This is a genomic window from Trinickia camelliae (assembly GCF_053525655.1).
Genome location: NZ_JBCHAA010000002.1, coordinates 366,445 through 386,801, shown reverse-complemented (window position 1 = coordinate 386,801; position 20,357 = coordinate 366,445). Strand labels below are relative to the sequence as shown.

Genomic DNA, 20,357 nt, shown 5'->3' with positions numbered 1-20,357 from the left:
AAGACGGGAAGCGATGCAATCAGTGTACCACCCGACGCCGTAGTGCGCCGTTCATTTATCAAGCGTCAGACCACATATCGGTGATCCCTGGCTTCCTCGGGCGCCACTGCTATGGCGCCCGGCGTAGGGAATACATCAGAGCATCTCTGATGTCTCAGCGCACCGGTTCGATTTTGAAGGCATCGACCGCGACGCCAAGGTCCACGCCTTCACCGCTGGCGCTCAACGCCATCGACGTCGTTCCGTTGGTCAGCACCTGGGCAGTACCGCTACTCCCCGCGCCGGCCGAAGCACCGGCCTGCGCATAACTTCCGTACACATCCTTGATGCTGTAGACATTGGTGATATCGCCGTGACCGCTGACGTGGAACTTGCCGGCCGTCAGGCCGCCGCCGTGCACGCTGATCCTGACAGCGGACTTTTGCCCATTGTTGCAAGTGACTCTGCCGCGTCCTTCGGCATGCTGATAAAGTGCCGACCATCCGGACATGCTGAAGGTCAGATGGCATTTCACCGGCGCGCCTGCCTGAGCCGGGGTGGCGGTCAAGCCCGTCAGGGCACCCACGCACAGCAACGTGGCGGCAGTCGATGCAAGGGTATGCTTGCTCATAGAAGTCTCCTGGCATATGAGGATGGGGTGTCCAGTGTAACCATCATTCGCGGTTTGTTCGCCGCCAGCAGTCGAGGCAGTTCGGAATGTTAGCGTTTTACGAAGCCGCCTTTGCCCGTCGGCCACCCGGCTCAGCCGCACTTTCCTCAAGCGCAAGCGCAACGAATGCCCGTGTTGCCGCGCTTCGATAAGCACCTTTGCGCAGCAGCAACGCAGCTGTTCGCTGCGGCAGCGCCGGCTCCAGTTTCACCAGGCGCAATTCGCTGTGCTCGCGTGCAATCGAGGCTGGCAGCAGCGTTGCAAGTTTGCTTCTGAGCACGATCTCGATCACCGCGCTGATCGAATTGGCCTCCATGGCAATGCGCGGCGCGACGCCGTGCTGCCTGCAATATCGATCGATGTAGTGGCGGGTTGCAAACGCTTCGTTGAGCAGCACCAACGTTTCGCTCTCGAACTCGCGAAGCTTCAACGCCGTGCGCCTCTTCGCGTACGGATGCGACTTGCCGACGACCATCGCCAGAGCTTCGACGAACAGCACCTCGATCTCGATGTCCGGGGACCGAGCATCCTTGAATGCGATGCCGACATCGAGCGCATCTTCGTTCAACAACGCTTCCATCCGGTCCTGCGGCATTTCGACGATATTCAGCGTGATGTTCGGATAGCGGCGGTTGTACTTCTCCAGCAGTGGACCGATCAGGTAAGCGGTGAACGTCGGGGTCATCGCGAGGCGCAGCGAACCGCGGCTCAAATCCTGCACGTCATGGATCGCCCGTTCGCCCGCCTTGAGGTCCTGTAACGCACGCTGTGCATAGCGCATATAGGCCGTGCCGGCATCGGTCAGCTGGATCGTACGGCCGGACCGGTCGAGCAGTTGCACGCGCAGCGTTTCCTCGAGTTGCCTGATCTGTTGCGACAGCGTCGGCTGCGACACATGCAGCGCCTCGGCCGCACGCGTGAAATTAAGGTGCTCCGCGACTGCCAGAAAGTACCGAATGTGCCGGAGCAGCATGAACCTCTCCAAACTATTGGCGTTGCCTATGGACAGAATAATAAACCGGTCTTGGACACTATAGTCTGAGCGACGCATTCTTCGTCCATCGGTTCTCAACCAAGACCCAGATGGAGCGAAACATGCAAGACATCATCGATGGCTTCCTGAAGTTCCAGCGCGACGCGTTTCCGCAGCGCTCCGAGCTTTTCAAGCAGCTGGCCGCGAGCCAGCACCCGCGCACCTTGTTCATCTCGTGCTCGGACAGCCGGCTCGTACCGGAACTCGTCACGCAGAGCGATCCGGGCGATATGTTCGTGATCCGCAACGCGGGCAACATCGTCCCGTCGTACGGTCCGGAGCCCGGCGGCGTGAGTGCCACGATCGAATATGCGGTCGCCGCGCTCGCCGTTACCGACGTGGTGATTTGCGGCCACTCTAATTGTGGTGCGATGACGGCCATTGCCACCTGTAAGTGCCTGGACCACATGCCGGCCGTGCGCAATTGGCTGCAGTACGCGGATTCAGCAAAAGTCGTCAACGAGGCGCGAGAACACAAGAGCGAACGTGACCGCGTCGACTCGATGGTCCGCGAAAACGTGATCGCCCAGCTCGCCAACATCAAGACTCATCCCTCCGTACGGCTCGCGCTCGACCGTGGCAGTCTCGCGCTGCACGGCTGGGTCTACGACATCGAAACCGGCTCGATCGACGCGCTCGACGGCGCGAGCGGCCGCTTCGTTTCTCTCGCTGCACACCCGCAAGCGTGTGCAACCCCGGCGCGACTCGATCTCGCCGCCTGATTCAGCTGTTGTTCAATTCATTGAAGGAGCATCGACATGACGCAATCCCTGCATAGCCAAGCGCCCCGTCAAGCGCTGACCGACATCATCATGGACGCCAAGCTTCGCAAGAACCTGACGTTCGAACAGATCAACGAAGGCACCGGACTGAGTCTCGCGTTCGTGACCGCCGCGCTGCTCGGCCAGCATCCGCTGCCTGAGAATGCCGCGAAGGTCGTGGCCGCCAAGCTCGACCTCGATGCCGAAGCGATTCGCCTGCTGCAGGCCATCCCGCTACGCGGCAGCATTCCGAACGGCGTGCCGACCGATCCGACGATGTATCGCTTCTACGAAATGATCCAAGTCTACGGCTCGACGCTTAAGGCGCTGGTGCACGAAAAACTCGGCGACGGGATCATCAGCGCGATCAACTTCAAGTTGGACATCCAAGCCGTCGATGATCCCGAAGGCGGCAAACGAGCCGTCATCACGCTGGACGGCAAGTATCTGCCGACCAAGCCGTTCTGATAAAACCGCGGGAGTCATTCTTGGGTGAATGACTCCCGCGGTATTTATTCTGGTAGCGCATTGTGATGCGAAGGTATGGGTCGAGGTGGCTCTTACATGTGTGACTGTTCCGAAACCCACCGACACCCCTCCGCGATTCATCTCTTTGCTACGTCGCCCAGCAAAAGATCAACCACGAAATACGGATACTTTTATAAATCACCAGTCGCCGTAACCGACTACGCCATAGCCTCACGGTTCCGACCCAAGATCAATTCCAGTTGGTCAGGCAGAATCATCTTGTCCGCGTTCGACGGCGCGGGTCGATCCCCGGGACGGAAGACCAGTTCACCGCGGTGGATGGGCAATCCGGACACGATGCAATATCCACTGCGTTTCGCTGCGGCGAGCACCCAGCGTTGCTCGCCGAAGTGACAGCGCCCGGGCTGCACCCAGCGCAACCACACGTACCGATCGTCGTAATCAAGCACCAAGACCTCTGTGTCGATCCGGCTCAACCGCAGCCGCAGCGGAAAATCGCGCCCCGCGGTCAACATCCCTTCATCGTTCATCTGCATCTCGAACTCCGCTAGTAATCCTGATCCGTCGGCTTGCGAACCAGATCGATCGCGCCCCTCAACGTCGTTGCGGCTACGCCATCCTTTCTCGCGAGGATGCGCGGCAGCGTGAAGTAGGCGCGGCGCGCGGGATCGCAGTACTGGTCATGCGCCTGTTCACTGAGCCAGTCGAGTCGCTCGCTGTCCGCGATGCCGGCATGCGCCTCGAACAGATGCCTGCGCAGCAGCTCGATTTCCATCGCGGCGTGCCGGACGATGCTGGCGGCATCCCCGGTTAGCGCGTCCGCGAGCGCTATGAGTTGTTCAAGGTCGACTGTCACCCTCCGTTCTCCTGTGTAGTGGCGATGACGGCGTCATCGCCAACCATGATCAAGCGTCGAGCTGCGGCTCGGCGTCGTCGTCATGCACGCGCTTGAGCGCAATCTCGTCAAGCTTGTCGCCAAGCAAGCGCCGCACCGTCACATAGAACACCGGTATCAGCAGCAGCCCGAAGACCGTCGCGAACAGCATTCCGCCGATCACGCCAGTGCCGATCTCGTGCCGCGATGCCGCGCCCGCGCCGCTCGAGGTCACCAGCGGCACGGCGCCGACGATGAACGCAAGCGAGGTCATCAGGATCGGCCGGAACCGCTGCCGGGCCGCGCTCATGACCGCTTCGTAAAGCGTCATCCCCTGTGCCTGCCCCTCGATCGCGAACTCGACGATCAGAATCGCGTTTTTCGCCGCGAGCCCGATCACCGTGACCATGCCGATCTTGAAGTAGATGTCGTTCGGCACATGGAATACATGACAGAACGCGGCCATGCCGAGCAACCCGAGCGGCACGGCCAGCAGCACCGCGACCGGCACCGACCAGCTTTCGTACAACGCGGCGAGACACAGAAACACCACGACGATCGACAGCGCCATCAGCACCGTCGCCGAGTCCCCGGCGAGCACTTCCTGATACGACTGTCCGGTCCAGTCGGATGCAAAGCCGGCCGGCAGCTTGTCGACGATGCCTTGTAGGATCTGCATCGCCTGGCCGGTCGAATATCCGGCCGCCGGCATGCCGACGATTTCCACCGCCGAGTAGCCGTTGTAGCGAGGCAGCGCTTGAGGACCGACGCCCCAGTCCGCCTTCACGACGCTCGATAGCGGCACCATGTTGTACGGGCTGATCGCGTTGTTGCCGACGGAAGGCTGCACCGGGCTCGGTGCGCCGGAGGCCGAGATCCCCGCGACGCTGCTGCCGTTCGTGCTCTCGGCCGTGCTCGGCACGCCGCTCGGGGTATACATGTGCTGCAGCGCGTCGAGTCCCATGCGGAATGGCGCGTCGGCCTGCACGTAGACGCGTTTCACGCGCCCGCCGTACGTGAATTCGTTCACGTAGACCGGTGCGAGGTCCATGCCGATCGTGTTGTACACGTCGGTCAGCGAGAGGCCCATCGTCTGCGCTTGAACGCGATCGACGGCGAGCTTGAGCTCCTGCGCCTGCGGCAGCGAGTTCGGCCGGATGCCGAAGAGCCTCGGGTCGTGATTCGCCTCCGCCAGCAGCGTCGCCTGCGCCCGCGTGAGCTGGTCACGCGGTTGCCCGGCTTGCGCTTGCAAGTACATGTCGACGCCGGAGAACTGGCTTAAGCCTCGGATCGTCGGCAGGTTGGTCACGAAAATCTGCGCGTCGCCGATACCGTGAAGCACCTTGTTCGCCTGCGGGATCAGCTGCATCGCGCTCTGCGAGCGCTTGCCCCAGTCGGTGAGCTTGATGAAGACCATGCCGACGTTCTCGCTATGGCCAACGAAGCTGTAGCCTTCGACGGCGAACATGCCCGCGATGTTCTTGCCGAGCGGGCTGTGCGTGAGCTTATCGCTGATCTTCGTCATGACCGCGTCCGTTCGCGACAGCGGGCTCCCCGACGGCAGATTCACGATCGCGAGCATGAAGCCCTGATCCTCGTCCGGAACGAACGACGTCGGCAGGTGCATATAGAGCACGCCGGCGAGCGCGGTGAGCGTGAGGAACACGACCATCCAGCGCGGCACGCGCCGCACCGCGCGGCCGACTTGGCCGACGTAGGTCTCGCCGAGCCGGTCGAAAGCGCGATTGAACCAGCGGAACACGACGTTGTTGCTCGCGTGATGCGACGGCTTCAAAAGCGATGCGCACAGCGACGGCGTGAACGACAGCGCGAGGAACGCGGAAAACACCATCGAGACCGCGATCGTCAGCGCGAACTGCGAATAGATGATGCCGGTCGCGCCCGGTTGCAGCGCGGACGGCACGAACACGGCGGCGAGCACCACGGTGATCGCGACGATCGCGCCTGATATCTGTTTCATCGCCTTGCGCGTCGCCTGCTTCGGACTGAGTCCTTCCTCGCGCATGATGCGCTCGACGTTCTCGATCACGACGATCGCATCGTCGACGACGATCCCGATCGCCAGCACCATGCCGAACAGATCGAGCTGATTCAGCGTGAAGTGCATCGCCGACAAGCCGAGGAACGTGCCGAGCAGGGCCACCGGAATCACCAGCGTCGGAATGATCGTCGCGCGGATGTTCTGCAGGAACAGCAGCATCACGATGAACACGACGAAGATCGCGGCGGCCAGCGTATGCACGACGTCTTCGATCGAGGCGGAGATGAACGGCGTCGTGTCGTAGGGCACGGTCCACGTGACGCCCGGCGGGAAGTCGCGCGCGAGCTCGGCCATCTTGGCCTTGACGGCCTTCGCGACTTCGAGCGCGTTCGCGCCCGGCAACAGATACACGCCGAGGCCGCCCGCCGGCTGGCCGTTATACCTGGCCGCGGTGCCGTAGGCTTGCGCGCCGAAGTCGATGCGCGCGACGTCGCCGAGACGCACCACGCTGCCGTCATTGTTCGTCCGCAGGATGATGTCGTGGAATTGCTTGATCGACGAGAACAGCGTGTCGCCGGACACCGTCGCGGTGAAGACCTGCCCGTTGACGGCCGGGTCCGCGCCGACCGAGCCGGTCGCGAACTCGGCGTTCTGCGCCTGGATCGCGTTCATCACCTGTGTCGTCGACATGCCGTAGCCCTGCAGCTTGTCGGGGTCGAGCCAGATGCGCACGGCGTATTCGGAGCCGAGCATGAACGTATTGCCGACGCCGTTGATGCGGCCGACAACCGGCTGGATCTGCGACGCGATGATGTCGCTCAACCGCCCGGTATCGACGGATGCGTTGCTCGATTGCAGCCCGACGAACATCAGGATGTCGGGACTCGCTTTCGCGACCACGACACCCTGCTGGACAACCGCGGCCGGCAGCAGCGGCTGCGCGAGCGCCACCTTGTTCTGCACCTGCACTTCGGCGATGTCCGCGTTCGTGCCGGTCGCGAAGGTCAGCGTGATCGTCGCCGTGCCGTTCGAGTTCGAGACCGAGCTGAAGTACAGCAGATTGTCGATGCCGGTGAGCTGTTGCTCGATCACCTGCGTGACGGTCGATTCCATCGTGTCCGAGCTCGCGCCCGGATAGGTCGCGTTCACGGTCACCTGTGGCGGCGCGATATCTGGATACGAATCGACACCGAGGCGCGTCAGCGAGATCGCGCCGAACAGGCAGATCAGGATCGGAATCACCCACGCGAAAACGGGCCGGTCAATAAAGAAACGTGGCATGAGCGGACCCCTTACGACTTGTTGCCCGCAGGCGAATTGGACGGTGCATGGGCGGCGCCGGTTTGCGACAAACGTGTGCCTTGGTCGGGGGCCGACCAGGGCTTGGCAGCGACGAGCATTCCCTCATGCAAGCCCTGCGCATTCGAGACGACCACACGGTCACCGGCCGCGAGGCCATTGGTGACGATCCAATCGTTCTCGTAGCTGTCGTTGGCGTCGACGGACTTGCGGACCACCTTGCCGTCTTGGGCGACGACCATCGCATACGCGCCGGCCGTATCGCGCTGGATCGCCTGCTGCGGAATCGCGAAGACGCCGTTGCGTTGACCGAGATCGACATTGAGCGACACGTACATGCCCGGCAGCAGTTGATGCTGCGGGTTCGGCACCTGCGCGCGCAGATTGACCGCGCCGGTGGTTGCGTTCACAACCACATCCGAGAAGTCCAGCGTGCCGAGCCGATCGTAGGGCTTGCCGCCGGGCAGCACGACCTGAACCGTGGTCTTGTTCTGAGCCGCAAGATCCACGTTTCCGGTGCGCTGCGCCTCGCGCAGCGCGATCAAGTCGGCGGCGCTGATCGTGAAGTTCACGTAGACCGGATCGATCTGCGAGACCGAGGTGAGCAGCGTGCCGCCCGAGCCTGCGTCGGTCGTGCCGTTGCCGACCACTGCGCCCGCGGTCACCTGCTGTTGTCCGGCGATACCTGTGATCGGCGAGATCACCTTCGTGTAGCCGAGATTCACGCGCGCGCCATCGACCGCGGCTTTGTCCGCCTCCACTTTCGCCGCGGCGCTGCGTTCGGCGGCGTCGGCGTCGTCGACACTTTGCTGCGACACCGATCCTATGGGGAGCAGCTTGTGCAAGCGCTCGGCCGTCACTCGGTCGTTGGTGTAGGTCGCCTGGTCCTGCGCGAGCGTCGCGATGTCGTTGTTCAGCACCGTCTGGTACCAGGACGGATCGATCTCGAACAGCGTCTGGCCGGCCGTCACCTCGCTGCCTTCCGTATAGAGACGCTTCATCAGCACGCCGGAGACGCGGGCGGTCACGTTCGCGCTGTAGTACGCGGACAGGCGCCCGACGAGGCTGCGAGTGAGCGGCACGTTTTGCGGTTCGGCATCGAGCACGCCGACCTGAGGCGGCGGCGGAGCCGGTGGCGGGGCGCTCTTGCCGCAGCCGAAGAGTGCCGCGACGCCGATGGATATAAGAGTGGTGCGAAGGAGCATTGACTTCATGGGAAAGAGGGCCTGCAGGAACGAAGGAAGGATGAGGAGAAGCGGGTGGACGGGTACGCGCTTATTGACCGCTTTAGCGACCGTCTTAGCGACCGTTGTCAGACGACGATGCGAGGCTTGCGGGAGCCTCGTGTGCGTCATCCCACTGCCAGCCGCCGCCCAGGTTTCGGATCAGCGTGACGCTGGAAACAGTCAGCGCCGCCTGGGTGTCGGACAGATTCTGTTGAGCGAGCAGCAGCGTGAGTTGCTGAGTCAGCTGGCTCTGCTCGCTGGCGGTGCCGATCTCGTACTGCGCGTGCGAGCTGTCGAAGAGCTGCTTGTTGCGCTGATAGATGTCGGTGTAGGCGTGGGCCTGCTGGGTCAGGTGATTCCACGACGACAGGTTGTCCTCGACGTTCTGGAACGCCGTCAGAACCGCTTGCCGATAGGCCGCGGCGTTTTCGTCGTAGGTCGCGCGCGCCTCGCGGACGGCGGCCGATCTCGCGCCGCCGTCGAAGATCGTCGCCGCGAGATCGGGGCCGAGCGTCCAGAAGCGGTTGGGCACCGAGAAGAGGTTCGCGAACGTGTTGTGCTGGAATCCGCCCTGCGCGGACAGCGTGAGCGTCGGGAAGAACGCCGCCTCGGCGACGCCGATTTTCGCGTTCGCCGCCGCCGCGTTGCGTTCCGCGCTGACGACGTCGTAACGCCGCTCGAGCAGTTGCGACGGCAAGGCGAGCGGTACGGAGGGCGCGACGAACGCGTAGTTCGACACCGGCGCGATCGAGAACTTGGCGGGCGGCACGCCGGTCAGCACCGCGAGCGCATGCTCGTACTGCTCGCGCGACGTCTTCGTGGCCTGCAGGTCGGCGATCACCAATTCGAGGTTGTCCTGCGCGGCGAGCACGCTGTCGTTCGACGCTTCGCCCTGCGTGTAGGCCGCGTGCGTCATCTCCAGAATGCGCTCGTCGATCTGCTGCTGTTGTTCGAGCAGGCCGATATCGACATCGCTCTGGCGCAGTTCGAAGTAGTCGGTCGCGACGCTGGCCGCGATGGACAGACGAGCGCCCGCGAGCTGCGCATCGCTGGCTTGCGCGCTGGCCTTGCTCGATTCGACCTGCCGGCGAATGCTGCCCCACAGGTCGAGCTCCCAGCTTGCGGACAAGTCCGCCGAAACGAAGTTGTGCACGCCGGGCTGCAACGATGCGCCGGACCCGCTGTGCGCGCCGTTCGTGCCCGCGCCGGAGCGATTGCCCGACAAGCCGGCGCCGACCACGGGATAGAAGCTCGCCACGTTCGCGGCGACGTCGGCCTGCGCGAGCCGATAGGCGGCTTCGGCCTGCGCAATCGACAGATTCGCCTTCTGCGCCTCTTCAATCAGGTTGGTCAGCGTGTCGTCGTGATAGTCGCGCCACCACGTGCTCGACAGCGACGCTTGCGGATTTGCGTTCGCGCGTTGCCAGTCGACGCCTTCCTTGAAGCTGTCGGGAACGTCGATCGCCGGCTTCTTGTAATCGGGGCCGACCGCACAGCCTGCGATCATGAAAGCCATCGTGGCGGCGTAGCAGCAGTGCAGCATGCTTCGACTAATGTAGGGACGAGCGGCATCGCTCCCGAGCTTGCGAGAGAGGGTCATTCACAATCCTGAGGATGAAAGCGGGCTTTCGAGGGGGGTGATACGAACGCCCGGAAAAAGTGGTCTAATCAACTATTTCGCAGTAGCTTAGACCGCACATTCGCCGGCCACTAGACGGTCAGGATGGCGGGAACCCATCCAGATTCGCGAGGAATGCATGCTCGACCTGAACGAAATCCATTTGTTCGTCGAGGTCGTCAGGGCCGGAAGTTTCGCTGAAGCGGCACGGCGTCTGGGGATGCCGCCGAATACGATCAGCCGTCGCGTTCAGCAGCTTGAAAGCGAGCTGAAAAGCCGGCTGATTCTTCGTACCACAAGAAAGTTGTCGCTGACCGCGATCGGGCAGACGTTCTACGAGCAATGCGCGAGGAACATCGAAGAGCTCGTGCTCGCGGGTCAGCAAGCCGCCGACACGGACCCGGAACCGAGCGGCCCGCTGCGCGTTTCGTTGTCCCCCGATTTCTTCGAGATCTTTCCGGTTTCGTGGGCCACTACGTTTCTCGCGCGCTATCCCGGGATCAACCTGGAGCTCGTCGTCGACAACGCGTATCTCGATCTGACGGCGAGCGGAGTCGACCTCGCACTGCGTCCCGAATGGATGCTGAACGAAAACGCGACGCGCCGCGTACTGAAGAGTTCGGTTTGGCAGCTCGTGGCGTCGCCGAAATACCTCGATGCCTACGGAGTGCCGGCGAATCTCGACGAGCTCAGCCAGCGCGACTGTCTGTTCGTCTCGCGGAATTCCGGTCCCGACACGTGGTATCTGAACGGCCCCGAAGGACGTGTCGAGGTCCAGGTGCGCAGCCGCTTTCTCGCGAGCACTTCCAGCCCAGTCAAACAGGCGGCGATTGAAGGTCTTGGCATCGCTTTGCTCTCCGACACCTTCGTGAGGAAGGACATCAAGGAAGGTCGTCTCGTGCCGGTGCTCGATCAGTATCGGTCTGACCCGTCGAATTTCTGCGCCGTCTTTCCCAATCATCGTCACATCAGACGAGTCACGACGATTTTCATCGAGGCGATCCAGACGAAGTTCGCGGAAATGTATGAGACGTAGATCGCCAAATTCGCATTACCTCGTTTCGTGGAAGTGAGTCGTCCAAATTGAGCGGCTAGTCGGGTCGGGCGCGCTTCGATAGATTGACCGCACGATGAAACGATCCCCTCAAGACGCGCTGCTCACTCGCGCGAAGATCCTGAATTCGGCGGCGCGAATTTTTCTGCGGCGTGGGCTCTCGCGAGCTTCGCTGGAGGAGATTGCGGGTGTGGCCGGCGTGACGCGTGGCGCCGTCTATGGACACTTCAGGAACAAGTCCGCCTTGTTCGACGCGTTGCTCGAAGAGACGGCGCTTCCGGCGGACCCGTTTCTTATCGAATGGTCTCGCGGTCCACGTGATCCTCTCGATCACCTCAAATCGGAATTGATGCGGCTGCTCGCGCAGGCGCTGTCGAAAGGCGCGGCGCGACGGCTCTACAGCGTCATTTACTCCCGGTGCGAAATCACGAGAGAAACGCGTCATATCTGGAGCCGCGTGCGTGAGGAACGCAAACTGGCGGAGCGGCGTATCGCGAACGCGTTGAGGGAAGCGCATGCGGACGGCTTGCTTCGTGATGGCATCGACGCGGAAGTCATGGCCGCATACATTCACTCGTGTCTGATGGGCTTCTTTTTCAGAAGTCTCGGCGAGCCGGTGTCTCCGGCGCCGGGGCAAGTGGCCGGGCGTGTCGTCGCGCTGGTTCTTCTTGGCGTTGTACCGTCCCGAGCGAGTGTCAGCCATGACGTCACCCTATGCGATGTCGTCTGTGGGTAACGACGAGACTTTGCTCGACGACGATTTCGGCTACCTCGTCTTCCGCGTCCATTCCCATGTCAAGCACTCGATCACGCATCGCTCGCTTCAGGAGCTGAACGTGACCGCCGGGCAAGGGCGTGTGCTGTATCTCGTCGACCGGCACGGGCTGTGGCATGCCGCGCAGATCGCGCGCGAATGTTGCGTCGACCTTGCCGCGGTGACGCGCCTGATCGATCGGCTGGTCCGGGACGGCTTGCTCACGCGCGTGCAGAGCACGGTGGATCGGCGCGTGAGCCGCCTGGTGCTGACGCAACAAGGAAAAAGCGTCGCCGACCGGATGCCCGCGATAGTCGCCGATGTCTATGGCGAGTTACTGGCCGGTTTCAGTGATGACGAGGTCGCGTTGTTCAAGGCGATGCTGGCGCGGATGCTTGCATCGTGATGCACGCATCAAGCTGCTGCTTTTGAGTGGCGGAGCCATTCGTCGAGACCGATACGGCCTAAGCGCGCTTCGCCCAACGGCACGAGCGAATGCTCTTCGACCAGGCCGCCGAAGTATCGGGCCTTGGGGTCGCGCACGACCTCACGCGGGTCACCGACCGCCTTGAGATAGCGAGCGACGATTTCGTTGAACGGCGCGCGTTCCGGGCCTGCGATCTCGACGATGCCGTTGCGCGGCGCCGCGAGGGCCACGTCGGCAACACTGGCGGCGACGTCGTCCGACGCGATGGGCTGGAACATGCCCGGCGAAAGCCTCACGACGTTTCCATCGGTACCCGCATCGGCGATGCCGCGGAGGAATTCCATGAACTGGGTCGAGCGGACGATGGTGTAGGGAATGCCGGAGGCCGCGATCAATTTCTCTTGGGCGACCTTGCCGCGGAAATACCCATTCTCGGGTGTCCTGTCGGTTCCGACGATCGAAAGTGCGACATGGTGCCGGACGCCGGTCGCGGCCTCCGCTGCGTGAACGTTGCGGCCGGAGGTCTCGAAGAATTCCAGCACGGCCTTGTCTTCGAACGACGGGGAATTGGCGAGGTCGATCACCACCTGCGCGCCGGTCATGGCCGCTTCGAGCCCCTCTCCCGTGATGCTGTTGACGCCGTTGCTGGGCGAGGCGGCGATAACTTCGTGGCCGCCCTGGCGCAGAATGGCGACGGTCTTCGAGCCGATCAGGCCGGTGCCGCCGATGACAACGATCTTCATGATTCACTCTCCATATTTTGCTTACGGCAATGCGCCGCACGAATTCATCGTATGCCGGTGTGGCGTGTCGCGGTAGGCATACAAACGGGGTCACGGTGTTGTGCCTTTGGCACCAATCGAATCGAGCGTCAGTCCACCACCGTCATGGCTGTCGATAACGTCGCTATCGTTGTCAGGCAATGCAAATCGAGCGCTCTCGCGTGCTCGGTCACATAGTCGATGAACACACGAATGCGGGCAGGAAGATGCTTGCGGCTGAGATAGCAGAGGTAGTGGCCGCAATCGTCGGGTGCGTTTTGTGCGAGACAACTGATCAACTGCCCGTTGCTAAGCAAATCGCTCACCTGATAGGTCGGCAACTGCGCGATACCTAGCCCGTGAAGCACCGACTGCAAGATCAAATCGGGGTCGTTGAACGTGTGCTGCGCGACGGGCTGCCGGCGCTGCGCAAGCCCGTCGATCTTGAACTCCCACTCCCTCACTCGGCCCGACGCCGTTCGGAAGTTGATGCAGCGATGATTCGCCAGTTCGTCGACGCAACGCGGCAAACCGTGAATTCGCGCATAGGCGGGCGATGCGCAGACGATCATCTGCATCGGAATCAGTTGCCGCGCCACGATTCCACTGTCTTCCATGCGCCCCTCGCGAAACGAAACGTCGATGCGGTCGGCGGTGAAATCGGCAGGACGATCGTTCAGCAGCAGCTCCAGCGTGATCTCGGGATATTGCGTGTGAAAGCCGCGCAGCAGCGGCGCGACGATCTTGCGGCCGAAGCCGGGCGTGGAGCCGATGCGCAGATGGCCGCGAGGCGGTCCGCTGCGCAGCTCGCGCATGTCTTCGAGCGCCTGGACGATGCGCTCGATGCCCGGCCGGCAGTTCTCGTAGAACAGTTCGCCCTCGCGCGTCAGCGACGTGCTGCGCGTCGTGCGCTGGAACAGACGCGCATCGAGCTGGGCCTCGAGTTTCTGGACGTTGCGGCTGACCGAGGAACGGCCGATGCCAAGGCGATCGCCCGCACGCGTAAAACTGCCTTCACTGGCGACGGCCAGAAATGAAACGACGCCGGCGTAGCTGGTCGCAAAGCTGCTCGCGAACGGATCGTCGGCGCCGGCGATGGAGCGGCGTGATGAGTAATCTGACATGGGAGCGCGATTCGTGGAGTCCTTGCATGACTAGACGTACCAGCGCTGGGATTTGTGACATCGGCCGTCGAATTTTTTAAGGGCTTGAGCGTGGCCGTGGGGTCGGGCTTAGTTTTCCGGCACGAGAATGGGCGCACCTTTGTTCTTTAATAGAAACACGATGAACTTTGCCGGCTGGGTCTGGCTTGCGTTGCGCCCGACGGTATGAATATCGTTCGGGCCTTCGTAGAAGGTCTGTCCCGGCGTCAGTGTCACTTCCTTGCCGCCCTTCACTTGCATCACGATCGCTCCTTCGAGCACGTAGATGAATCCATGCGCGTTGTGCCGATGGACAGGATCGGCGGCGCCGGGCGGATATTCGACGGTGATCATCGTGGCTTCCTTGCCCGGATAGTCGTCGAGCGCCTTCGTCATCAATGGCGTGACGATGGCCGAGGGCGGCGCGGCGCTGGCTTCGCCCATGAATGCGCAGATGACGGCGGCCGCAGTCAGTGCGGCGGTTTTCAAGCGAAGCATGGTGGTGTGCTCCCCAAATAGATGATGTCATCGTAAGTGGGGGCGGCATGTCACGGTAGACATGCGAGCGGACTCACCGCGTTGCTCGTGCCGCACCAATCGACGCGACCCGAGCGCACGCTTGAGCGTCGGGAATAATCGTTCAACCGTTGGCGTATGCCGCCGCGATGCGCGCCAGCTTGTCGGGGTTGCGCTGCACGAGGACGCGGACGATGCGATCGTTGTCCGTTTCGAACGATTGTGCCGATTCGAGCTTGCCTTCGATAAAGCGCAGCAGCGCCCACTGACCATTGAGCACCACGAGCTTGACGCTGAGTTCGCTGTGATAACGCAGAAACGACGCGTAGAAGAGTTGAGCGATGCGCCGTCCGCCCACCATCGGTTTCGGGAAGCTTTGGACCTTTCCGCCACCGTCGCCGATCAACGTGGCGTCTTCGGCCAGCAATGCGTTGATCGCATGGAAGTCGCCGCGCTCCAGTGCGTGCGTGAAGCCCTGTAGCAGACGAAGATGCGTCTCGCGCGACACTTCGTATCGCGGGCGATCGACTTTTAGATGCGCTTTTGCGCGGCTGACCAGTTGGCGGCACGCGGCCTCTGTTTTGCCGATTGCATCGGCGACTTCGCAGTAGTCCGCGTCGAAGACCTCGCGCAGCAGAAAGGCTGCCCGTGCTTCCGGCGTGAGCCGCTCGAGCAAAAGCAGAAACGCCACGGACACGTCGTCTGCGCGCTCCGCGCACTCCTCGGGCGTAACGGGTGACTCGGTCATCTGCGGCTCGGGCAACCAGATGCCCGTGTAGTGTTCACGCTGAATCTTCGCGGCCCGCAGACGGTCGATGGACATCCGTGTCGTGACCGAGACCAGCCACGCTTCCGCGTTGTCGATGCTCTCGCGGGCGGCAGCATGCCAACGCAGCCAGACGTCCTGCACGATGTCTTCGGCTTCCGCCACGGAACCCATCATTCGGTAGGCGATCTTCTGCAATCGAGGGCGAAGCCCGTTAAACGTAAGTGCGTCGTCGTCCATGGACAACCTTCCTCTTGCATTGGTTTGAAGCCCCGCCTGAACAGCGTGCTGACAGTTGCATATTGCCATGCGCGACTCGACGTCAAAGATGTTCGACATCGCTGTTTTGATCTACAGAAATCGGAGCTGGCGCGCGGGCTATCGTCGTTTTACCGTCGCTGACATAATCCTTACTTCGCGCCAAATGAACCGGTGGGAATCGGTGGCCGGGAACAACAACTCAGGGAGGAGATATGTTGAAACACGTGTGGTTTGCGGTTTTGCTGCTGACACTCGGCGTGATCGCCAATCCTGCGGTCGCGCAGCCCACCGTCGAACTCACGATCGGCGGCAAGACCCAATCGTTTAGCCAAGGGGCGTTGCTGGCCCGTCCCGACGCGGCCGAAATTCATGTCCCGAAAGATGTCGCCTACGGCACGTCGACGACCTACCGCGCAGTGCCGCTCGCCGACCTGCTCGACGCTGCGGCGATCCCTGCGGACAACGTGCTCGAGGCACTCGCGACCGATGGCTTCGCCGCGCAACTGCCAATGGACCTCGTGCGCAACCGTGACCCTGCAAAAGCCGTCGCTTGGCTTGCGATCGAAGACCCTGCGAAGCCGTGGCCGAAGCTGCCGGGCAAGCCGGTCAGCGCGGGACCGTTCTATTTGGTGTGGGTCGGCCAGGAAGCGGCATCCGTGCGCAGCGAGCAGTGGCCTTACCAGATCGCGAAACTGAAGACGCAACCTTCTCCATCGGCGCGTTGGCCGGCGCTCGCCGTCGATCCTGCGCTACCCGCAACCGATCCGATACGCGCAGGCCAGAGCCTGTTCATCACGCAGTGTCTCGCCTGTCATAGGCTCAACCACGCGGGCAGCGCGGACACCGGCCCCGACCTCAACGTGCCGATGAATCCTGTCGAGTACTTCAAGCCCGCTGCGTTACACCGCTACATTCGCGATCCCGCATCGGTTCGGAATTGGCCCGGCCGGACCATGCCTGGTTTTGCGCCGGACCAATTGAGCGATCGCGAGATCGATCTGATCGTCGCCTATCTTGCGTACATGGCGCCGCGGAAGGTGGATCGGTAAGGCATCCGAACGAGAGTTCGGGCGATGCAAGCCGGATAACACGGGTCTCGCGACCTGTCGGCTATCCGACAGATTTCACATGAGATTCCCGACATCATGCGCCGACAGCTCAGTTTTCTGACCTGCCGGAACCCTTGAATAAGGAGCATCGACGTGGCCTCATCCGACCTCAACCTGAAGCACACCGTTTCCCCTGAAGAATGGGAGGCGCGCGTCAACCTTGCGGCAGCCTACCGGCTCACCGCGCTGTTCGGCTGGGATGACCTGATATTCACGCATATTTCCGCGCGCGTGCCCGGCCCGGAGCATCATTTCCTGATCAACCCCTATGGAATGATGTTCGACGAGATCACGGCCTCATCGCTGGTCAAGGTCGATCTCGACGGCCGCAAGGTGTCCGACTCGCCCTATGAGGTCAATCCGGCTGGCTTCAATATCCACAGCGCCGTGCATGCGGCGCGCGAGGATGCGCACTGCGTGATGCATACGCACTCGGTCAACGGCGTCGCCGTGTCGGCTCAGGAAGCGGGCTTGTTGCCGCTTTCCCAGCAGTCGCTCGTCGTGCTCGCGTCGCTCGGGTATCACAACTACGAAGGCATCGCGCTCAACGAAGACGAGAAACCGCGCCTCGTGAGCGATCTCGGCCGCAACACGTTCCTGATGCTTCGCAACCATGGTCTGTTGACCGCCGGCGCGTCGCCCGCCGACGCATTCGTTGCGATGTACTTCTTCGAAGCGTCGTGCATGATCCAGGTCCGCGCGCAGGCCGGCGGCTCGAAGCTCTTGCCGATCGCGCAACCCATCCTCGACGGCATCACGCAGCAGATCCCTCAGGCGACGAAGGGCGCCGGCGCCGGGGCGCTCGCATGGCCGGGGCTGCTGCGCCGGCTTGACCGCCGCAGCCCGGGCTACGCCGACTAACGCGCGTGTAAGCACATGGCAAAGATCTGTATCTACGGCGCCGGTTCTATCGGCTGCTACCTCGGCGGTCGGCTGCTTGCCGGTGGAAGCAATGTCGTGTTCGTCGCGCGTGCGCGCGTTGGCGACACGTTGCGCACCCACGGGCTCACGCTGACGCAGTTTGGCGAGCGACGCTGGAACGTTTCCCCCGACTGCATCGACGCGTCGACGAGCTGCGCCGCCGCCGCCGCTGCGGATCTCGTGCTCGTCACGGTCAAGTCCGCGGCGACAGCGGCGGTCGCGGCCGAGCTGGCAAGCGTCCTGCGCCCTGACACGATCGTGGTCAGCTTCCAGAACGGAGTCGGCAACGCCGACGTGTTGCGCGCCGCGTTGCCGCACAACACCGTGCTGGAGGGCATGGTGCCGTTCAACGTGATCGAACGCGGCCCAGGCGCCTTTCATCAGGGCTCGGCGGGCGAACTGGAGATCAAGCGCGCGCCGAGCTTGCAGGCGTTCGCCGGCGACTTCGACAAGGCGGGATTGCCGCTGACTCAGCACGACGACATGTTGCCCGTGCAGTGGGCCAAATTGCTGCTCAACCTCAACAACGCGATCAACGCGCTCGCGAACCGGCCGCTAAAGGAAGAGCTTTCGCAACGCGCTTACCGGCGTTGCCTCGGCATGGCGCAGAAAGAAGCGCTCGCGCTGTTGGCGCGGGCTGGCATTCAGCCGGCCCGGCTGACACCGATCCCGCCCGCGTGGATGCCGCGCTTCCTCAGCATGCCCGATGCGTGGTTCGAGCGGCTCGCGCGCGCGATGCTGACGATCGATCCGTTGGCGCGCTCGTCGATGTCCGACGATCTGGCAGCGGGACGCGCGACGGAAATCGATTGGATCAACGGCGAAGTGGTCACGCTTGCCCGGCGCGTCGGACACCGGGCGCCTGTGAATGAGCGCCTTTGCGAGCTCGTGCGACAAGCTGAGCGAAGCGAGGTGCGTCCTTCATGGACAGGGGATGCGTTACTGGCCGAGCTGCGTGCCGCGGCGCGCGGCACGCCCGCGCGGGATCGGCGGCTGCCGGCATAACTGTTGCGAGCGCAGACTCACTCTCCTTCCAGAATCGGCACACGCGACGAATACTTCACTTCGCGCAGCGCGAGACTCGACTGTATGGAAGCGACGCCGGCCTGCCGCCTCAACACGCGCTCGATGAATTCGCCATAAGCGTCCAGATCGGCCGCGACGACTTGCAAGAGGTAGTCCGCGACGCCGGTGATCTTGTGGCAGGAGAGCACCTCCGGCCGGCCGCGCATGACCGCTTCGAAATTGTCGGCCGTCTTGTCCGAGTGACTGTTGAACGTGATATGCACGAACGCGAGCAGGCTCAGTCCGACCGCGCGCCGGTCGATGTTCGCCTGATACCCGGTAATCACACCCTGATCTTCGAGATGCTTGCGACGTCGCCAGCAGGGCGTCACGCTGAGCGAAAGCTGCTCGCCCAGCGCCGCATTCGACAGCGCGCCGTCGTCCTGAAGGAGTCGCAGCATCGAGCGGTCGATGGCATCCATGGCGATGGTTGGGCGATTTGTGCTCATATTCGATAGTCGTTAGGCGATTTGTCCAATAGTGTAGGCTCCGGCGCAATCGAAAGCAAAATCGTTCTACCGCTCACTCAGTAGACTGTTCGTTATCGTCAACGCAGCAGTCAACCATGCTTACCATCTACAGCAGCGATCACAGCCTGCACCACGGCGTCGAACTCAAAGACGGCGCGATCTCCGACTCATTCGAAAAACCTCAGCGCGCGGAGACCGTCCTCGCGCGCGTCAAGTCCACCGGGTTGGGCGATGTGGTTCGTCCGAAATCCTACGATCGCAACAGCTATATCGGTGCTCACAGCGAGCGGTATGTCGACTTCCTCGCTAGCGCGTGGGACGAATGGACGGCGACCGGCCGCAGCTGCCAGGCCCTTCCGCTCGTGTGGCCCGTGCGCGGCTTGCCGTCTGCCGACGTGCCGCAAACCATCGACGGCAAGTTGGGTTTCTTCTCGATGGATGCCGGGTCGCCGATCAACGAGGGGACCTGGACGGCGGTGTGTTCGAGCGCGAACACCGCCCTGACGGGAATGGATGTGCTTGGCGAAAGCGTGCGCGCCGCATTTGCACTTTGCCGCCCGCCTGGACATCACGCCGGGCGTGAATACATGGGCGGCTACTGCTATCTGAACAACGCAGCGATCGCAGCCCAGCATTGCCTCAACCGCGGCGCAGCACGCGTAGCGATTCTCGACATCGACTTCCATCATGGAAACGGCACACAGGACATCTTCTACGATCGCTCCGACGTGCTGTTCGTCTCGATACACGGCGAGCCCAGTGTTTCGTATCCGTACTTCGCCGGTTATGCGAGGGAGCAAGGCGTGGGTGCGGGAGTGGGATTCAATCTGAACATGCCCCTGCCCAAAGGCACGGCAATGAGCGAATACGAGGCCGCGCTGCATCACGCCGGCACGGCGATCACGCGGCATGCGCCCGATGCGCTGGTCATTTCTCTCGGGGTCGACACATTCGAACACGATCCCATCAGTCACTTCCGGCTGCGCACGCCGGACTACTTGCGCATCGGTGAAGTCATCGCCGGTTTCGACGTCCCCACGCTGTTCGTGATGGAGGGGGGGTACATGGTCGACGAGATCGGCATCAATGCAGTCAACGTCTTGTTGGGATTCGAAGGACGCACCTGAAGCGCTTTCCGATGCGCCTGGCCGCTATCCGGC

At 62.6% G+C, this 20,357-nt stretch carries 21 protein-coding genes; 9 read left to right on the top strand and 12 right to left on the bottom strand.

Annotated elements, in window-relative coordinates; all coding sequences use genetic code 11:
• Window positions 1-154: 154 nt before the first annotated feature.
• The gene (locus AAHK20_RS05200) at window positions 155-610 is read right to left on the bottom strand and encodes a hypothetical protein (protein WP_449180368.1); all 456 of its coding nucleotides are present in this window, start codon (window positions 608-610) and stop codon (window positions 155-157) included.
• 97 nt (window positions 611-707) lie between these two features.
• Window positions 708-1,622: a transcriptional regulator CynR gene (gene cynR, locus AAHK20_RS05195; RefSeq protein WP_449180595.1), complete on the bottom strand. Its 915-nt coding sequence runs from the start codon at window positions 1,620-1,622 to the stop codon at window positions 708-710.
• 122 nt (window positions 1,623-1,744) lie between these two features.
• Between cynR and AAHK20_RS05190 the strand changes: the two genes are divergently transcribed.
• Complete coding sequence (locus AAHK20_RS05190) at window positions 1,745-2,404, top strand: carbonic anhydrase (RefSeq protein ID WP_449180367.1); 660 nt, start codon at window positions 1,745-1,747, stop codon at window positions 2,402-2,404.
• Between the two features lie 36 nt (window positions 2,405-2,440).
• A complete protein-coding gene (gene cynS, locus AAHK20_RS05185; RefSeq protein ID WP_449180366.1) occupies window positions 2,441-2,911 on the top strand; it encodes a cyanase in 471 nt (156 codons plus the stop codon).
• Between the two features lie 218 nt (window positions 2,912-3,129).
• Here the strand turns inward: cynS and AAHK20_RS05180 are convergent, their stop codons facing one another.
• The 5 genes from AAHK20_RS05180 to AAHK20_RS05160 form a co-directional block, all read right to left on the bottom strand.
• A complete protein-coding gene (locus AAHK20_RS05180; protein ID WP_449180365.1) occupies window positions 3,130-3,468 on the bottom strand; it encodes a DUF3331 domain-containing protein in 339 nt (112 codons plus the stop codon).
• 11 nt (window positions 3,469-3,479) lie between these two features.
• Complete coding sequence (locus AAHK20_RS05175; RefSeq protein ID WP_449180364.1) at window positions 3,480-3,788, bottom strand: hypothetical protein; 309 nt, start codon at window positions 3,786-3,788, stop codon at window positions 3,480-3,482.
• Between the two features lie 49 nt (window positions 3,789-3,837).
• Window positions 3,838-7,089, bottom strand: a complete 3,252-nt coding sequence (locus AAHK20_RS05170) for an efflux RND transporter permease subunit (RefSeq protein ID WP_449180363.1) — start codon at window positions 7,087-7,089, stop codon at window positions 3,838-3,840.
• A gap of 11 nt (window positions 7,090-7,100) precedes the next feature.
• The gene (locus AAHK20_RS05165; RefSeq protein ID WP_449180362.1) at window positions 7,101-8,321 is read right to left on the bottom strand and encodes an efflux RND transporter periplasmic adaptor subunit; all 1,221 of its coding nucleotides are present in this window, start codon (window positions 8,319-8,321) and stop codon (window positions 7,101-7,103) included.
• Window positions 8,322-8,406: 85 nt separating this feature from the next.
• The gene (locus AAHK20_RS05160) at window positions 8,407-9,840 is read right to left on the bottom strand and encodes an efflux transporter outer membrane subunit (protein WP_449180361.1); all 1,434 of its coding nucleotides are present in this window, start codon (window positions 9,838-9,840) and stop codon (window positions 8,407-8,409) included.
• Window positions 9,841-10,090: 250 nt separating this feature from the next.
• Here AAHK20_RS05160 and AAHK20_RS05155 point away from each other — a divergent pair, with 250 nt between their 5' ends.
• From AAHK20_RS05155 to AAHK20_RS05145, 3 genes are all read left to right on the top strand, one after another.
• Window positions 10,091-10,987 (top strand): LysR family transcriptional regulator, encoded by an 897-nt coding sequence (locus AAHK20_RS05155; RefSeq protein ID WP_449180360.1) that lies wholly within the window; start codon window positions 10,091-10,093, stop codon window positions 10,985-10,987.
• A 94-nt stretch (window positions 10,988-11,081) separates the two neighbouring features.
• Complete coding sequence (locus AAHK20_RS05150) at window positions 11,082-11,741, top strand: TetR family transcriptional regulator (protein ID WP_449180359.1); 660 nt, start codon at window positions 11,082-11,084, stop codon at window positions 11,739-11,741.
• A gap of 10 nt (window positions 11,742-11,751) precedes the next feature.
• Window positions 11,752-12,165 (top strand): MarR family winged helix-turn-helix transcriptional regulator, encoded by a 414-nt coding sequence (locus tag AAHK20_RS05145; RefSeq protein ID WP_449180358.1) that lies wholly within the window; start codon window positions 11,752-11,754, stop codon window positions 12,163-12,165.
• A gap of 8 nt (window positions 12,166-12,173) precedes the next feature.
• On the opposite strand, the gene AAHK20_RS05140 is transcribed toward AAHK20_RS05145, so the two are convergent.
• The 4 genes from AAHK20_RS05140 to AAHK20_RS05125 form a co-directional block, all read right to left on the bottom strand.
• A complete protein-coding gene (locus tag AAHK20_RS05140; protein ID WP_449180357.1) occupies window positions 12,174-12,929 on the bottom strand; it encodes an SDR family oxidoreductase in 756 nt (251 codons plus the stop codon).
• Window positions 12,930-13,057: 128 nt separating this feature from the next.
• Entirely contained in the window at window positions 13,058-14,071 is a 1,014-nt protein-coding gene (locus tag AAHK20_RS05135; protein WP_449180356.1) for a LysR family transcriptional regulator, read from the bottom strand.
• A gap of 108 nt (window positions 14,072-14,179) precedes the next feature.
• A complete protein-coding gene (locus tag AAHK20_RS05130; protein ID WP_449180355.1) occupies window positions 14,180-14,587 on the bottom strand; it encodes a cupin domain-containing protein in 408 nt (135 codons plus the stop codon).
• Window positions 14,588-14,729: 142 nt separating this feature from the next.
• Window positions 14,730-15,611, bottom strand: coding sequence for an RNA polymerase sigma-70 factor (locus AAHK20_RS05125; RefSeq protein WP_449180354.1), 882 nt, complete (start codon window positions 15,609-15,611; stop codon window positions 14,730-14,732).
• A gap of 233 nt (window positions 15,612-15,844) precedes the next feature.
• Here AAHK20_RS05125 and AAHK20_RS05120 point away from each other — a divergent pair, with 233 nt between their 5' ends.
• The 3 genes from AAHK20_RS05120 to AAHK20_RS05110 all read left to right on the top strand — a co-directional run bounded on the left by AAHK20_RS05120 (window position 15,845) and on the right by AAHK20_RS05110 (window position 18,667).
• Complete coding sequence (locus AAHK20_RS05120; RefSeq protein ID WP_449180353.1) at window positions 15,845-16,681, top strand: c-type cytochrome; 837 nt, start codon at window positions 15,845-15,847, stop codon at window positions 16,679-16,681.
• 153 nt (window positions 16,682-16,834) lie between these two features.
• Window positions 16,835-17,602, top strand: coding sequence for a class II aldolase/adducin family protein (locus AAHK20_RS05115; protein ID WP_449180352.1), 768 nt, complete (start codon window positions 16,835-16,837; stop codon window positions 17,600-17,602).
• 15 nt (window positions 17,603-17,617) lie between these two features.
• Entirely contained in the window at window positions 17,618-18,667 is a 1,050-nt protein-coding gene (locus tag AAHK20_RS05110; protein ID WP_449180351.1) for a 2-dehydropantoate 2-reductase, read from the top strand.
• 17 nt (window positions 18,668-18,684) lie between these two features.
• On the opposite strand, the gene AAHK20_RS05105 is transcribed toward AAHK20_RS05110, so the two are convergent.
• A complete protein-coding gene (locus AAHK20_RS05105) occupies window positions 18,685-19,176 on the bottom strand; it encodes an Lrp/AsnC family transcriptional regulator (protein WP_449180350.1) in 492 nt (163 codons plus the stop codon).
• A gap of 116 nt (window positions 19,177-19,292) precedes the next feature.
• Between AAHK20_RS05105 and AAHK20_RS05100 the strand changes: the two genes are divergently transcribed.
• A complete protein-coding gene (locus tag AAHK20_RS05100; protein WP_449180349.1) occupies window positions 19,293-20,324 on the top strand; it encodes a histone deacetylase family protein in 1,032 nt (343 codons plus the stop codon).
• The last annotated feature ends 33 nt before the right edge of the window (window positions 20,325-20,357 follow it).

What these genes read in the sequence shown, in the direction of transcription:
- AAHK20_RS05130 (WP_449180355.1), bottom strand. Translation starts at nt 14,587, where the DNA reads ATGCTTCGCTTGAAAACCGCCGCACTGACTGCGGCCGCCGTCATCTGC.
- AAHK20_RS05180 (WP_449180365.1), bottom strand. Translation starts at nt 3,468, where the DNA reads ATGCAGATGAACGATGAAGGGATGTTGACCGCGGGGCGCGATTTTCCG.
- AAHK20_RS05155 (WP_449180360.1), top strand. Translation starts at nt 10,091, where the DNA reads ATGCTCGACCTGAACGAAATCCATTTGTTCGTCGAGGTCGTCAGGGCC.
- AAHK20_RS05100 (WP_449180349.1), top strand. Translation starts at nt 19,293, where the DNA reads ATGCTTACCATCTACAGCAGCGATCACAGCCTGCACCACGGCGTCGAA.
- cynR (WP_449180595.1), bottom strand. Translation starts at nt 1,622, where the DNA reads ATGCTGCTCCGGCACATTCGGTACTTTCTGGCAGTCGCGGAGCACCTT.
- AAHK20_RS05150 (WP_449180359.1), top strand. Translation starts at nt 11,082, where the DNA reads ATGAAACGATCCCCTCAAGACGCGCTGCTCACTCGCGCGAAGATCCTG.
- AAHK20_RS05200 (WP_449180368.1), bottom strand. Translation starts at nt 610, where the DNA reads ATGAGCAAGCATACCCTTGCATCGACTGCCGCCACGTTGCTGTGCGTG.
- cynS (WP_449180366.1), top strand. Translation starts at nt 2,441, where the DNA reads ATGACGCAATCCCTGCATAGCCAAGCGCCCCGTCAAGCGCTGACCGAC.
- AAHK20_RS05140 (WP_449180357.1), bottom strand. Translation starts at nt 12,929, where the DNA reads ATGAAGATCGTTGTCATCGGCGGCACCGGCCTGATCGGCTCGAAGACC.
- AAHK20_RS05170 (WP_449180363.1), bottom strand. Translation starts at nt 7,089, where the DNA reads ATGCCACGTTTCTTTATTGACCGGCCCGTTTTCGCGTGGGTGATTCCG.
- AAHK20_RS05190 (WP_449180367.1), top strand. Translation starts at nt 1,745, where the DNA reads ATGCAAGACATCATCGATGGCTTCCTGAAGTTCCAGCGCGACGCGTTT.
- AAHK20_RS05165 (WP_449180362.1), bottom strand. Translation starts at nt 8,321, where the DNA reads ATGAAGTCAATGCTCCTTCGCACCACTCTTATATCCATCGGCGTCGCG.
- AAHK20_RS05135 (WP_449180356.1), bottom strand. Translation starts at nt 14,071, where the DNA reads ATGTCAGATTACTCATCACGCCGCTCCATCGCCGGCGCCGACGATCCG.
- AAHK20_RS05125 (WP_449180354.1), bottom strand. Translation starts at nt 15,611, where the DNA reads ATGGACGACGACGCACTTACGTTTAACGGGCTTCGCCCTCGATTGCAG.
- AAHK20_RS05105 (WP_449180350.1), bottom strand. Translation starts at nt 19,176, where the DNA reads ATGAGCACAAATCGCCCAACCATCGCCATGGATGCCATCGACCGCTCG.
- AAHK20_RS05120 (WP_449180353.1), top strand. Translation starts at nt 15,845, where the DNA reads ATGTTGAAACACGTGTGGTTTGCGGTTTTGCTGCTGACACTCGGCGTG.
- AAHK20_RS05110 (WP_449180351.1), top strand. Translation starts at nt 17,618, where the DNA reads ATGGCAAAGATCTGTATCTACGGCGCCGGTTCTATCGGCTGCTACCTC.
- AAHK20_RS05160 (WP_449180361.1), bottom strand. Translation starts at nt 9,840, where the DNA reads ATGATCGCAGGCTGTGCGGTCGGCCCCGATTACAAGAAGCCGGCGATC.